The 12919-nt window shown below is 73.6% G+C and carries 8 protein-coding genes; 7 read left to right on the top strand and 1 reads right to left on the bottom strand.

The genetic code is table 11. The annotated features are described in order from the left end of the window. Positions 1-102 precede the first annotated feature (102 nt). From ABT238_RS25470 to ABT238_RS25450, 5 genes are read left to right on the top strand one after another with little or no spacing between them, the layout of a single operon-like run. Positions 103-1935: an IucA/IucC family protein gene (locus tag ABT238_RS25470; RefSeq protein WP_350792430.1), complete on the top strand. Its 1833-nt coding sequence runs from the start codon at positions 103-105 to the stop codon at positions 1933-1935. Further along, positions 1827-2528 carry a GNAT family N-acetyltransferase gene (locus tag ABT238_RS25465; protein WP_502884333.1) on the top strand — a complete coding sequence of 234 codons (702 nt, stop codon included), beginning with the start codon at positions 1827-1829 and terminating at the stop codon, positions 2526-2528. Before ABT238_RS25470 ends, ABT238_RS25465 begins: the two co-directional genes overlap by 109 nt. A gap of 15 nt (positions 2529-2543) precedes the next feature. After that, positions 2544-3956, top strand: coding sequence for a lysine N(6)-hydroxylase/L-ornithine N(5)-oxygenase family protein (locus ABT238_RS25460; RefSeq protein ID WP_350569073.1), 1413 nt, complete (start codon positions 2544-2546; stop codon positions 3954-3956). Beyond that, entirely contained in the window at positions 3934-5760 is a 1827-nt protein-coding gene (locus tag ABT238_RS25455; protein ID WP_350569072.1) for an IucA/IucC family protein, read from the top strand. Before ABT238_RS25460 ends, ABT238_RS25455 begins: the two co-directional genes overlap by 23 nt. Before the next feature lie 12 nt (positions 5761-5772). Continuing rightward, complete coding sequence (locus ABT238_RS25450) at positions 5773-7905, top strand: ATP-dependent DNA helicase (RefSeq protein ID WP_350792377.1); 2133 nt, start codon at positions 5773-5775, stop codon at positions 7903-7905. Positions 7906-8005: 100 nt separating this feature from the next. Here the strand turns inward: ABT238_RS25450 and lexA are convergent, their stop codons facing one another. Next, the gene (gene lexA, locus ABT238_RS25445; protein WP_502891461.1) at positions 8006-8887 is read right to left on the bottom strand and encodes a transcriptional repressor LexA; all 882 of its coding nucleotides are present in this window, start codon (positions 8885-8887) and stop codon (positions 8006-8008) included. Positions 8888-9231: 344 nt separating this feature from the next. Between lexA and nrdR the strand changes: the two genes are divergently transcribed. Both nrdR and ABT238_RS25435 read left to right on the top strand, forming a co-directional pair. Further along, complete coding sequence (nrdR, locus tag ABT238_RS25440) at positions 9232-9729, top strand: transcriptional regulator NrdR (protein WP_350569069.1); 498 nt, start codon at positions 9232-9234, stop codon at positions 9727-9729. Between the two features lie 214 nt (positions 9730-9943). Further along, entirely contained in the window at positions 9944-12826 is a 2883-nt protein-coding gene (locus ABT238_RS25435; protein ID WP_350569068.1) for a vitamin B12-dependent ribonucleotide reductase, read from the top strand. The last annotated feature ends 93 nt before the right edge of the window (positions 12827-12919 follow it).

Here is a 12919-nt window from a genome sequence, read left to right as displayed (position 1 = left end):
CGCTCAGGGATAGGTAACCCTTACCTGACGCGACGGTGTGAGCGCCCGCCAGTTCCCTCCACCTCCTGCGCGTCGGCACTCCACGCGCCTCAAGGAGCAGCATTGAGCACCGCCCTGACCGGAGCCCCGCCCCGTCTCCCGGCCCGCCGCCCCGCCACCGCCGCCGCCCCGGCCCGGTCCGACCGGCTGCTCCACCCGGACCCGGCCGTCGCCGCCGAACAAGCCGCCCTGGAGGCCCTGCTGCGCTGCTGGGCCCGCGAGACCGGCGCCGTCCCCGGCCCCGACGGGTACCTGCGGATCGCCGTCCTCGGCGGCGCCGCCCGGCTCTCCGCCCCGGTCCGGCACTGGTCGCGGGCCGGCTGGCACCGGTTCGGCCCGGTCGGCCTGGCGGCCGGCGAGGCCAACGCGGTCGGGGACTTCGCCGAAGCCCCGGTGGACGCCGTCACCGCCGCCGCCCTGCTGGCCGCCGCGGCCGCCGAGCGGCCCGACCCGGGGCAGGTCGCCGACCTCGCCGCCAGGGTCGCCGACTCGGTGGTCCGCACCGCCGACATCCTCGCCCACCACCGCGCCGCCACCGCCCCGGTGCCCGGCGGACCCGAGCGCTCGGAGTTCCTCGCCGCCGAGCAGTCCCTGCTGCTCGGCCATCCGCTGCACCCCACCCCGAAGAGCCGCGACGGCCTGGGCCCCGCCCAGAGCGCCGCCTACTCGCCCGAACTGCACGGCTCCTTCCAACTGCACTGGTACGCCGTCGACCGCGACCTGCTCGCCGCCGGCTCCGCCGTCGCCCGGAGCGCCGAGCGGATCACCGCCGGGCTGCTCGACGACCCCGCCCTGCTGCCGCCCGGCACCGCCGCCCTGCCACTGCACCCCTGGCAGGCCCGGGAACTCGCCCACCGCCCGGCCGTCGCCGCCCTGTTCGCCGAGGGCCGGCTGCACGACCTCGGCCCGGCCGGCGCCCCCTGGTACCCCACCTCCTCCGTGCGCACCGTCTACCGGCCCGGCACCCCCTGGATGCTCAAGCTCTCGCTGGGCCTGCGGATCACCAACTCCCGCCGGGAGAACCTGCGCAAGGAGCTCCACCGGGGCCTGGAGATGCACCGGCTGCTGGAGAGCGGCCTCGGCGCCGAGTGGCGGGCCGCCCACCCGGGCTTCGACATCGTCCGCGACCCCGCCTGGATCGGCGTCGACCACCCGGACCTCGGCGACCCGGGCGGCCTGGACACCGTGCTGCGCGCCCAGCCCTTCGCCCCCGGGGACCGCGCCTACTGCGTGGCCGGGCTCGCCGCCGAACGGCCGCACGGCGCCCGCGGCGACACCGTCCCGTCCCGGCTCGGCGACCTGCTGCGCTCGCTCGCCGCCCGCACCGGCCGCCCGCTGCCCACGGTGACCGCCGAATGGTTCCTGCGCTACCTGGACGCCGTCGTGCTGCCCGTCCTGTGGCTGGACGGCACGGCCGGCATCGCCCTGGAGGCCCACCAGCAGAACAGCCTGGTGCTGCTGGACGCCGCCGGCTGGCCCGAGGGCGGCCGCTACCGCGACAACCAGGGCTACTACTACCGGCGCAGCGCCACCGACCGGCTCACCGCCCGGCTGCCCGGCCTCGGCACCCGGAGCGACACCTTCCTCGACGACCCGGTGATCGACCACCACTTCGCCTACTACCTGGGCATCAACCACGTGCTCGGGCTGGTCGGCGCGCTCGGCTCCCAGCAACTCGCCGACGAGGCCGTGCTGCTGGCCGCGCTGCGCCGGTTCCTGGCCGGGCCCGCCGCCACCGCCACCCGCTCCACGCTGCCCGGCCTGCTGCTGGACGCGCCGACCCTGCCCTGCAAGGCCAACCTGCTCACCCGGGTCCAGGGTCTGGACGAACTGGTCGGCCCGGTCGCCACCCAGTCCGTCTACGTCGACATCCCCAACCCGGTGGCCGGCGCGTGACCGGCACCGCGCCGACGGCCGGGCCGGACGCGGGCCGGGACCCGGCCCGGTGGGGCGCCATGCCCACCGCGGCCGGGGAGTTCCGGCTGCGCGGCGTGCGGCTGCCCGCCGACCTCGGCCTGCTCGCCGGCTGGATGAACGACCCCGAGGTCGCCGCCTTCTGGGAACTGGCCGGCCCGCCGGCCGTCACCGAGCGGCACCTGCGCGGGCAGCTCGACGGCGACGGGCACAGCCTGCCCTGTCTCGGCCTGCTCGACGGCGCCCCGATGAGCTACTGGGAGGTCTACCGCGCCGACCTCGACCCGCTCGCCGCGCACTACCCGGCCCGGCCGCACGACACCGGCCTGCACCTGCTGCTCGGCCCCGCCACCAGCCGCGGCCGGGGCCTCGGCGCCGTCCTGCTCGCCGCGCTGGCCGACCGCGTCCTGCGGGAGCGGCCGCGCTGCGCACGGGTGGTGGCCGAACCCGACGTCCGCAACCGGCGCTCCGTCCGCGCCTTCCGGCGGGCCGGCTTCCGGCTCGCCGGCGAACTCGACCTGCCCGGCAAACGGGCCGCCCTGATGGTCCGCGACCGCACCCCGCACCCCGCCTAGGACTGCACCCGCCTCATGGACACCCCAGCACCCCCGCCCGGGCCCTACGACCTGCTCGGCGTCGGCATCGGCCCGTTCAACCTCTCGCTCGCCGCGCTCGCCGATCCCGTTCCAGGCCTGCGCACCCTGTTCTGCGACCGCCGCCCGGAGTTCCGCTGGCACCCCGGCATGCTCGTCGAGGGCGCGCGGATGCAGGTGCCGTTCCTCGCCGACCTGGTCTCGCTGGTCGACCCGACCAGCCCGTGGTCCTTCCTCAACCACCTGCGCGAGCAGGACCGGCTCTTCCCGTTCTACTTCACCGAGCGCTTCCAGCTCACCCGCCGCGAGTACGACCACTACTGCCGCTGGGCCGCCGAGCGGCTCCCCAACTGCCGCTTCGGCACCGAGGTCACCGCGCTGCACTGGGCCGGCGACCGCTACCGGGCCGAGCTGCGCGAGCACCCCGGCGGGCGGGCGCGCACGGTCGAGGCGCGCAACGTGGTGCTCGGCGTCGGCACGCTGCCGGTGCGGCCCGCCGCCTTCGCCGCCCTCGGCGGCCACCCGCGGGTCTTCCACTCCGCCGACTACCTGGACCGGCGCGAGGACCTGGCCGGTGCCCGGGACATCACCGTCGTCGGCAGCGGGCAGTCCGGCGCCGAGGTCTTCCTCGACCTCTTGCGCCGCCACGACGGCGACGGCGTGCGGCTGCGCTGGCTCACCCGGACCAGGGCCCTGGCACCGATGGAGTACTCCAAGCTCGGTCTGGAGCACTTCACCCCCGACTACACCCGGTACTTCCACGGCCTGCCCGGGCCCGTGCGGGACACCCTGGTCGAGGCCCAGTGGCAGCTGCACAAGGCCGCCTCCGCCGAGACCCTGGCCGAGATCCACGACCACCTCTACGCGCGCACCGTCGGCCGGCCGGTCGGTGACGCGCCGGTCGAGATCACCCCCGGCACCGCCGTCACCGGCGCCCGCCCCGGGCCCTGCGGGGGATTCGAACTCGACTGCCGGCACACCGACTCGGGCACCGGGCACGTGCTGCGCACCGACGCCGTGGTGCTCGCCACCGGCTACCGGGCCGCCCGCCCGGCCGCCCTGGAACCGCTCGCCCACCTCGTCGACTGGGACGCCGCCGGCCGCTACCGGGTCGACCTCGACCACCGGGTGGCCACCCTGCCCGAGGTCACCGGCGGCCTGTACGTGCAGAACGGCGAGCTGCACACCCACGGGGTGGGCACCCCCGACCTGGGCCTCGGCGCCCACCGCGCCGCGGTGATCCTCAACGCCGTGGCCGGGCGGACCGTCCACCGGCTGCCCGGGCGCACCGCCTGGACCGGCTTCGCGCCGCCGTCCGCGCCCGCACCCGCCCCGGCGCCCGCCGCCACGCCCGCATCCGCCCTCCCCCGACCCCAGGAGCCGACCCGTGCCGCAACCGCCGGCCGCTGAACCGCCGCTGTACCTGCCGCCGCAGCTCACCGCCGGGAACTGGCAGCGGGCCGGCCGCGCGCTGCTGGCCAAGATGCTCGGCGAGTTCGCCTACGAGGAGCTCGTCACCCCCGTCGGGACCGGCGCCGCCGACGGGTACGCGCTCGGGCTGCCCGGGGCCGAGTACCGCTTCACCGCCCGGCGCGGCGCCTACGGCGGCTGGTCCGTCGACCCCGGCTCGGTCACCTGCGACGCGCCCGGGGGCCCCGACCCGCTGCGCTTCCTCCTGCACGCCCGGCACGCCCTGGGCCTGCGCGGCGAGACCACCGGCCACCTGCTGCGCGAACTCACCGCCACGCTGACCGCCGACGCCCACCTGCTCGCCACCGGGCTCACCGCCGCCGCGCTCGCCGACCTCGGCCACACCGAGCTGGAGGGCCGGCAGGGCGGCCACCCGTGGATCGTCCCCAACAAGGGCCGGATCGGCTTCTCCGCCGCCGACGCCGCCCGCTGGGCCCCCGAGGCCCGCACCCCGCGCCCGCTGCCCTGGATCGCCGTCCACCGCCGGCTCGCCGCGTACCGGGGCGTGGCCGGGCTCACCGACCCCGACCAGCTGTACCACCGCGAGCTGGACGACCCGGAGGCGCTGCGCGCCCCGCTCGGCGCCGCCGCCGACGACTACCTGCTGCTGCCGGTGCACCCCTGGCAGTGGGACGAGACCGTGCTGCCGCTGTTCGCCCCGTGGGTCGCCTCCGGCGAGATCGTCCCGCTCGGCACCGACGGGGACCTGCGGCTGCCCCAGCAGTCGATCCGCTCGTTCTTCAACGAGAGCCGCCCGGAGCGCTGCACGGTCAAGCTGCCGCTGGCCATCCTCAACACCCTGGTCTGGCGCGGCCTGCCCACCGAGCGCACGCTGGCCGCGCCCGCCGTCACCGCCTGGATCCACGGGCTGCGCGACGCCGACCCGTTCCTGCGCGACGAGTGCCGGGTGGTGCTGCTCGGCGAGATCGCCTCGGTCACCGTCGACCACCCGCTCTACCGCGAGCTGCCCGAGGCCCCGTACCAGTACAAGGAGCTGCTGGGCGCGATCTGGCGCGAGCCGCTCGGCCCCGCCCTGGAGCCGGGCGAGCGGGCCCGCACCCTGGCCGCCCTGCTGCAGACCGGCGCCGACGGGCGGTCGCTCGCCGCCGAGCTGATCGCCCGCTCCGGGCTCGCCCCCGCCGAGTGGACCGCCCGGCTGTTCGCCGCGATGCTGCCGCCGCTGCTGCACTTCCTCTACCGGTACGGGCTGGTCTTCTCCCCGCACGGCGAGAACGCCATCGTGGTCTTCGACGAGCGGGACGTGCCGGTCCGGCTGGCGGTCAAGGACTTCGTCGACGACGTCAACCTCAGCGACCAGGACCTGCCCGAGCTGCGCGGCCTGCCCGCCGAGGTGGACGCGGTGCTGCTGCGCGAGGACCCGCAGGGCCTGTGCCAGTTCCTGCACTCGGGGCTGTTCATCGGCGTGTTCCGCTACCTGGCGCCGCTGCTGGAGGCGCGGACCGGCCTGGCCGAGGCGCGGTTCTGGGCGCTGCTGCGCGCCGAGGTGCTGCGCCACCAGGCGCGCTTCCCGGAACTCGCCGACCGGTTCGCGCTGTTCGACCTGTTCCGGCCGCGGATCGACCGGCTCTGCCTGAACCGCAACCGGCTGTTGCTGGACGGCTACGGGGACCGCCCGCACCGCCCGCACGCCGCCCGGCACGGCACCGTGCCCAACCCGCTCGCCGCCGACGGGACGGTCCCGCCGCCCGGTCGGCGGGACCGGATTGTCACCCCCGCCCCGTAGGGTGGGAGGGTCATGACGAACGACTCCGAATCCCAGCTCCCCGCCGAGGACGCCGAGCCGGCCGGGAGCGCCGCGGACGCCCCGGTCGAGGCCGTCCCCCGCTCCCGCGTCCCCGAGCTGCTGCACGCCGCGGTCGCGGCCGTCGGCGGCGTCGAGCGCCCCGGCCAGCTCCGGATGGCCGAGGCCGTCGCCGACGCCGTCGACCACGGCGAGCACCTGCTGGTGCAGGCCGGCACGGGCACCGGAAAGTCCCTCGCCTACCTGGTGCCGGCGCTCGCGCACGGGGACCGCGTGGTGGTCGCCACCGCCACCCTGGCGCTCCAACGCCAGCTCGTCGAGCGGGACTTGCCGCGCACCGTGGAGGCGCTGCACCCGGTGCTGCGGCGCCGCCCGCTGTTCGCGATGCTCAAGGGCCGCTCCAACTACCTGTGCCTGCACCGGGCGAACGAGGGCACCCCGAGCGAGGAGGGCGAGGGCCTGTTCGACCCGGTCGAGGCGATGGGCGGGCCGGCCGGCAAGCTCGGCCAGGAGGTGCTGCGGCTGCGCGACTGGGCGGACGAGACGGAGACCGGCGACCGGGACGACATGACCCCCGGCGTCTCCGACCGCGCCTGGGCGCAGCTCTCGGTCACCTCCAAGGAGTGCCTGGGCGCCACCCGCTGCGCGTACGGGCAGGAGTGCTTCGCGGAGAAGGCGCGCGAGCGGGCCAAGCTCGCCGACGTGGTGGTCACCAACCACGCGATGCTCGCGATCGACGCGATCGAGGGCGCGCCGGTGCTGCCCGAGCACGGGCTGCTGATCATCGACGAGGCCCACGAACTGGTCAACCGGGTCACCGGGGCGGCCACCGCCGAGCTGACCGTCGGCGCCGTGAACCGGGCGGTCAAGCGGGCCGCGCGGCTCGCCAACGAGAAGGCCGTGGACGCGCTGCAGGCCGCCGCCGAGAACTACCACGGCCTGATGGAGACCGCCCAGCCCGGCCGGGTCGAGGAGCTGCCCGAGTACCTGGGGTACGCCGTCACCGCGATCCGGGACGCCGCCCGCCAGGTGATCACCTCGCTCGGCGAGACCAGGGACAAGGGGCTCAGCGACGAGGACGCCGTCCGCAAGCAGGCGATGGCCTCCGCCGAGGCGCTGCACGAGACGGCCGACCGGCTGCTCCAGGACTCCGAGTACGACGTGGTCTGGATCGAGCGCAGCGACCGCTACGGGCTGGGCACCGCCTCGCTGCGGGTCGCCCCGCTGAGCGTCTCCGGGCTGCTGCGCGAGGGGCTGTACAAGGAGCGCTCGGTGGTGCTCACCTCGGCCACCCTCAAGCTCGGCGGGGACTTCAACGGCGTGGCCGCCTCGGTCGGCCTGCCCTCCGAGACCCGGCTGCCGGACGTCCGCACCCCGGGCGACACCCCGGAGGCGGCGGGCGCGGGCTTCGGCGACGAGCCGGTGCCGCACTGGCGGGGGATCGACGTCGGCTCGCCGTTCAAGTACCCGAAGCAGGGCATCCTGTACGTCGCCAGGCACCTGGCCGATCCCGGGCGGGATCCCGAACGGCCGGACATGCTGGACGAGCTGGAGGAGCTGATCGGCGCGGCGGGCGGGCGTACGCTCGGCCTCTTCTCCTCGATGCGCGGCGCCCAGGCGGCCGCCGAGGCGATGCGCGGGCGGCTGGACCAGCGGATCCTGCTCCAGGGGGAGGACACCCTGGGCGAGTTGATCCGCGAGTTCGCCTCGGACGCGAGTACCTGTCTGTTCGGCACGCTCTCGCTCTGGCAGGGCGTGGACGTGCCCGGGTCGGCCTGCCAGCTGGTGGTGATGGACCGGATCCCGTTCCCGCGTCCGGACGACCCGCTGATGAGCGCCCGGCAGAAGGACGTCGAACAGCGCGGCGGGAACGGCTTCATGGCCGTCGCGGCGACCCACGCGGCGCTGCTGATGGCGCAGGGCGCGGGCCGGCTGGTGCGCGCCGCGGACGACCGGGGCGTGGTGGCGGTGCTCGACCCGCGGGTGGAGACCAAGCGGTACGGCGGCTTCTTCCGTTCCTCGATGCCGGAGTTCTGGTACACCACCGACCGCAACCAGGTGCGTCGCTCGCTGGCGGCCATCGACGCCTCGGCGGCGCCGGTGCGGCCGGTGGTGAAGCGGGGCTGAGGGCAGGCCGGAGGGGCTCCGCGCGGTGTGCGGGGAGCCCCTTCCTGCGGGCCGGACGCCGGGGGTGCCGGGGATGGGGGAGCGGGTGACGGGGCGGGCGTCAGAGCCGGCGGAGGACCGCCACGACCTTGCCCAGGATGGTCGCGTTGTCGCCGTTGATCGGCTCGTAGGCCGGGTTGTGCGGCATCAGCCAGATCCTGCCGTCCTCGCGCTTGAGGCGCTTGACGGTGGCCTCGCCGTCGATCATCGCGGCCACGATGTCGCCGTTCTCGGCGACCGGCTGGCGGCGGACGGTGACCCAGTCGCCGTCGCAGATCGCCGCCTCGATCATCGAGTCGCCGCGCACGGTGAGCGCGAACAGCTCGCCCTCGCCGACCAGCTGGCGCGGCAGCGGGAAGACGTCCTCCACCGTCTGCTCGGCCAGGATCGGCCCGCCGGCGGCGATCCGGCCGACCAGCGGCACGTACGAGGTGGAGGGGCGGCCGGCGGTCTCGGCGGTGTTCGGCCGGGCCACCTCGACGCCGCGGACCTCGTAGGCGCGCGGGCGGTGCGGGTCCCGCCGCAGGAAGCCCTTGCGCTCCAGCGCCATCAGCTGGTGGGCCACCGAGGAGGTGCTGGACAGGCCGACGGCCTGGCCGATCTCGCGCATGGACGGCGGGTAGCCGCGCCGCTGCACCGAATCCCGGATGACCTCGATCACCCGGCGCTGGCGCTCGGTGAGGCCGGCCTCGTCGGTGCGGATGCCGGGCGGGCGGCCCGGCGCCGAACGGGTCGGGGCGGGGTGGGCGTCGTCCAGCGCGGGGGAATGCTCGATGGGCTGGTCCGGAACGCGGCCGACGCCGGAAAAGCCCGGGCCCGGGGGTCGGTGGTCTTCGCTACGGTCCATGGGGATGTCCACACTCTGCTGATTCGTGGTGCGCTGCCCCACCTTGAGCTGGGAGTGTTCCTGCACCGGGATGGTGTTGCTTTCGACGGTGTTCACGGCGGCCCCTCTCGACGGCTGTCCTCTCCTTTTTCCAGCCCAACGCACCTCGTATCGAAAGGTTGCGCCAAACACACGTTCGAGTGAATTATTCGGGAGTTGGCTGACTCGATCAAGGCTTTGTTGTACATCGATTAAATGTTCGATCCGAAGGTGACCCGGGAATCCTAGTCCGCGCCGACACGCCCGCGCCTCCGCTTCCGCCACGAACCTAGATGTAGTGGTTAGAGTCCTCTCCGTGGCCCAGTACTTGTGGTCGAGGCCTCAAGATCGGGTTGCTACCAGCGCCCCCGGATCGCATAGACTCGACCAGTCCGCACGTCCTGCCAGGGAGGGATCCTCAGGTGCACTGCCCCTTCTGCCGGCACTCCGACAGCCGCGTCGTCGACAGCCGGACCACCGAGGACGGCAGCTGCATCCGCCGTCGTCGGCAGTGCCCGGACTGCGGCCGCCGCTTCACCACGGTGGAGACGGCCGCCCTGATGGTCATCAAGCGCAGCGGCGTCACCGAGCCGTTCTCCCGGGAGAAGGTCATCTCCGGCGTCCGCAAGGCCTGCCAGGGCCGCCCGGTCACCGAGGACGCCCTCGCCCAGCTCGGCCAGCGGGTCGAGGAGTGCGTGCGGGCCACCGGCAACGCCGAGCTCACCACCCATGACGTCGGGCTGGCCATACTCGGCCCGTTGAAGGAACTCGACGTCGTCGCCTACCTGCGCTTCGCCAGCGTCTACCAGGCGTACGACGGGCTGGAGGACTTCGAGGCCGCCATCGCGGAACTCCGCGCCGAGCGGCCCGCCCCCGAGGCGGACGGCACCCCCGTGTCCGTCGCCGCCGCCGCGCCCTAACCGGCCCGGCCCCTTCACCGGCCCCTTCCGGGGTCGGCAGCACCCACGGCCCCCGCAAGGGCCGACGTGTGCCCGAAAACGGCGCACAGACCATGACAAACCGTGCGTGGCCGGCGAGGACTCCCGCCTGCCCGCACACCGGAAGAGCGAACCAGCCGTGCCCGGACTTTTCAGGGCACTTCGGGCGTTTGCCCAACCAGGAGGAGGAACAGAAGTGACAGACACCACGAGCGGTTCCGCACGCGGGTCGAAGTCCGAGAAGGCCGCGGCCAAGGGCGGCGCCGGCAAGGCCCCCAAGGGCGGCCTGAAGATCGGGCGCATCTACACCACTCCTGGCGTGCACCCTTACGACGAGGTCCGCTGGGAGCGGCGCGACGTCGTCATGACCAACTGGCGCGACGGTTCGATCAACTTCGAGCAGCGCGGCGTCGAGTTCCCCGACTTCTGGTCGGTGAACGCCGTCAACATCGTCACGTCCAAGTACTTCCGCGGCGCCGTCGGCACCCCGCAGCGCGAGTGGAGCCTCAAGCAGATCATCGACCGCGTGGTGCTCACCTACCGCGCCGCCGGTGAGAAGAACGGCTACTTCGCGACCGCGGACGACGCCGAGGTGTTCGAGCACGAGCTGACCCACGCCCTCCTCCACCAGGTGTTCAGCTTCAACTCGCCGGTCTGGTTCAACGTCGGCACCAAGCAGCCCCAGCAGGTCTCCGCCTGCTTCATCCTGGCCGTCGACGACTCCATGGAGTCGATCCTCGACTGGTACAAGGAAGAGGGCATGATCTTCAAGGGCGGCTCCGGCGCCGGCCTGAACCTCTCCCGGATCCGTTCCAGCAAGGAGCTGCTGTCCTCCGGCGGCAACGCCTCCGGTCCGGTCTCCTTCATGCGCGGCGCCGACGCCTCGGCCGGCACCATCAAGTCCGGCGGCGCCACCCGCCGCGCGGCGAAGATGGTCGTCCTCGACGTCGACCACCCGGACGTCGAGGCCTTCATCGAGACCAAGGTGAAGGAGGAGGAGAAGATCCGCGCCCTGCGCGACGCGGGCTTCGACATGGACCTCGGCGGGGACGACATCACCTCCGTCCAGTACCAGAACGCCAACAACTCGGTCCGGGTCAGCGACGAATTCATGACCGCCGTCGAGAACGGCACCGAATTCGGCCTGCGCGCCCGGATGACCGGCGAGGTCATCGAGACCGTCGACGCGAAGAAGCTCTTCCGCAAGATGGCCGAGGCCGCCTGGGCCTGCGCCGACCCCGGCATCCAGTACGACTCGGTCATCAACCACTGGCACACCTGCCCGGAGTCCGGCCGGATCAACGCGTCCAACCCCTGCTCCGAGTACATGCACCTGGACAACTCCAGCTGCAACCTCGCCTCGCTCAACCTGATGAAGTTCCTCCGCGACGACGACTCCTTCGACGCCGAGACCTTCGCCAAGGTCGTCGAGCTGGTCATCACCGCGATGGACATCTCCATCTGCTTCGCGGACTTCCCGACCCAGAAGATCGGCGAGACCACCCGCGCCTACCGCCAGCTGGGCATCGGCTACGCCAACCTCGGCGCCCTGCTGATGGCCACCGGCCACGCCTACGACAGCGAGGGCGGCCGCGCCCTGGCCGGCGCCATCACCTCGCTGATGACCGGCACCGCCTACCGCCGCGGTGCCGAGCTCGCCGGCGTGGTCGGCCCGTACGACGGCTACGCCCGCAACGCCGCCCCGCACCAGCGGGTCATGAAGCAGCACGCGGACGCCTCCAGGGCCGCCGTCTCCTTCGACGACCTGGACGCCCCGGTCTGGGCCGCGGCCACCGAGGCCTGGAACGACGTGCTCCGGGTGGGCGCGCAGAACGGCTTCCGCAACGCCCAGGCGTCGGTGCTCGCCCCGACCGGCACCATCGGCCTGATGATGGACTGCGACACCACCGGCGTGGAGCCGGACCTGGCGCTGGTCAAGTTCAAGAAGCTGGTCGGCGGCGGCTCGATGCAGATCGTCAACGGCACCGTCCCGCGCGCCCTGAAGCGTCTCGGCTACCAGGACGAGCAGATCGAGGCGGTCGTCGCCCACATCGCCGAGCACGGCAACGTGGTCGACGCGCCGGGCCTGAGGGCCGAGCACTACGAGGTCTTCGACTGCGCCATGGGCGAGCGCTCCATCTCCCCGATGGGCCACGTCCGGATGATGGCCGCGATCCAGCCGTGGATCTCCGGCGCCATCTCCAAGACGGTGAACATGCCGGCCTCCGCGACCGTCGAGGACGTCGAGGAGATCTACTTCGAGGCGTGGAAGACGGGCGTCAAGGCGCTCGCCATCTACCGCGAGAACTCGAAGGTCGGCCAGCCGCTCTCGGCCAAGAAGAAGGACGAGGAGAAGAAGGCCGACGAGGCCCCGGCCGCGGTCGAGAAGGTCGTCGAGTACCGCCCGGTCCGCAAGCGCCTGCCCAAGGGCCGTCCGGGCATCACCACCTCCTTCACGGTCGGTGGCGCCGAGGGCTACATGACCGCCAACTCCTACCCGGACGACGGCCTCGGCGAGGTCTTCCTGAAGATGTCCAAGCAGGGCTCGACCCTCGCGGGCATGATGGACGCCTTCTCCATCGCCGTCTCGGTCGGCCTCCAGTACGGCGTGCCGCTGGAGACCTACGTCGCGAAGTTCACCAACATGCGCTTCGAGCCGGCCGGTCTGACCGACGACCCGGACGTGCGGATGGCGCAGTCGATCGTCGACTACATCTTCCGCCGCCTGGCGCTGGACTTCCTGCCGTTCGAGACCCGCTCGGCGCTCGGCATCCACTCCGTCGAGGAGCGCCAGCGCCACCTGGAGACCGGCTCCTACGAGCCGCTGGAGGCCGAGGAGGAGCTGGACACCGAGACGCTCGCCCAGTCCGCCCCGGTCGCGCCGGCCAGGCCGGCCGCCGTCCCGGCCCCGGCCCCGAAGGCCACCCCGGCCCAGGCCCACAACTCGACCGAGCTGATCGAGATCCAGCTGGGCCTGAACGCCGACGCGCCGCTCTGCTTCTCCTGCGGCACCAAGATGCGCCGCGCCGGCAGCTGCTACCTCTGCGAGGGCTGCGGCTCCACCAGCGGCTGCAGCTGAGCACGGCCCGCACTTCGCGGATGAGGTGAGCCACCGCTGAAGGCGGGGCGAGGACACGACGTCCTCGCCCCGCCTTTCGCGTGCGGGGTGACC

The sequence above is a fragment of the Kitasatospora sp. NPDC001527 genome (genome assembly GCF_040298605.1).
Classification (GTDB): Bacteria; Actinomycetota; Actinomycetes; order Streptomycetales; family Streptomycetaceae; genus Kitasatospora.
Note: the sequence above shows the minus strand (reverse complement) of the source record. Positions and strands in the feature narration are given on the sequence as shown.

Coding starts and splice junctions, on each gene's coding strand:
- ABT238_RS25460 (WP_350569073.1), top strand. CDS start 2,544: ATGGACACCCCAGCACCCCCGCCCGGGCCCTACGACCTGCTCGGCGTC.
- ABT238_RS25450 (WP_350792377.1), top strand. CDS start 5,773: ATGACGAACGACTCCGAATCCCAGCTCCCCGCCGAGGACGCCGAGCCG.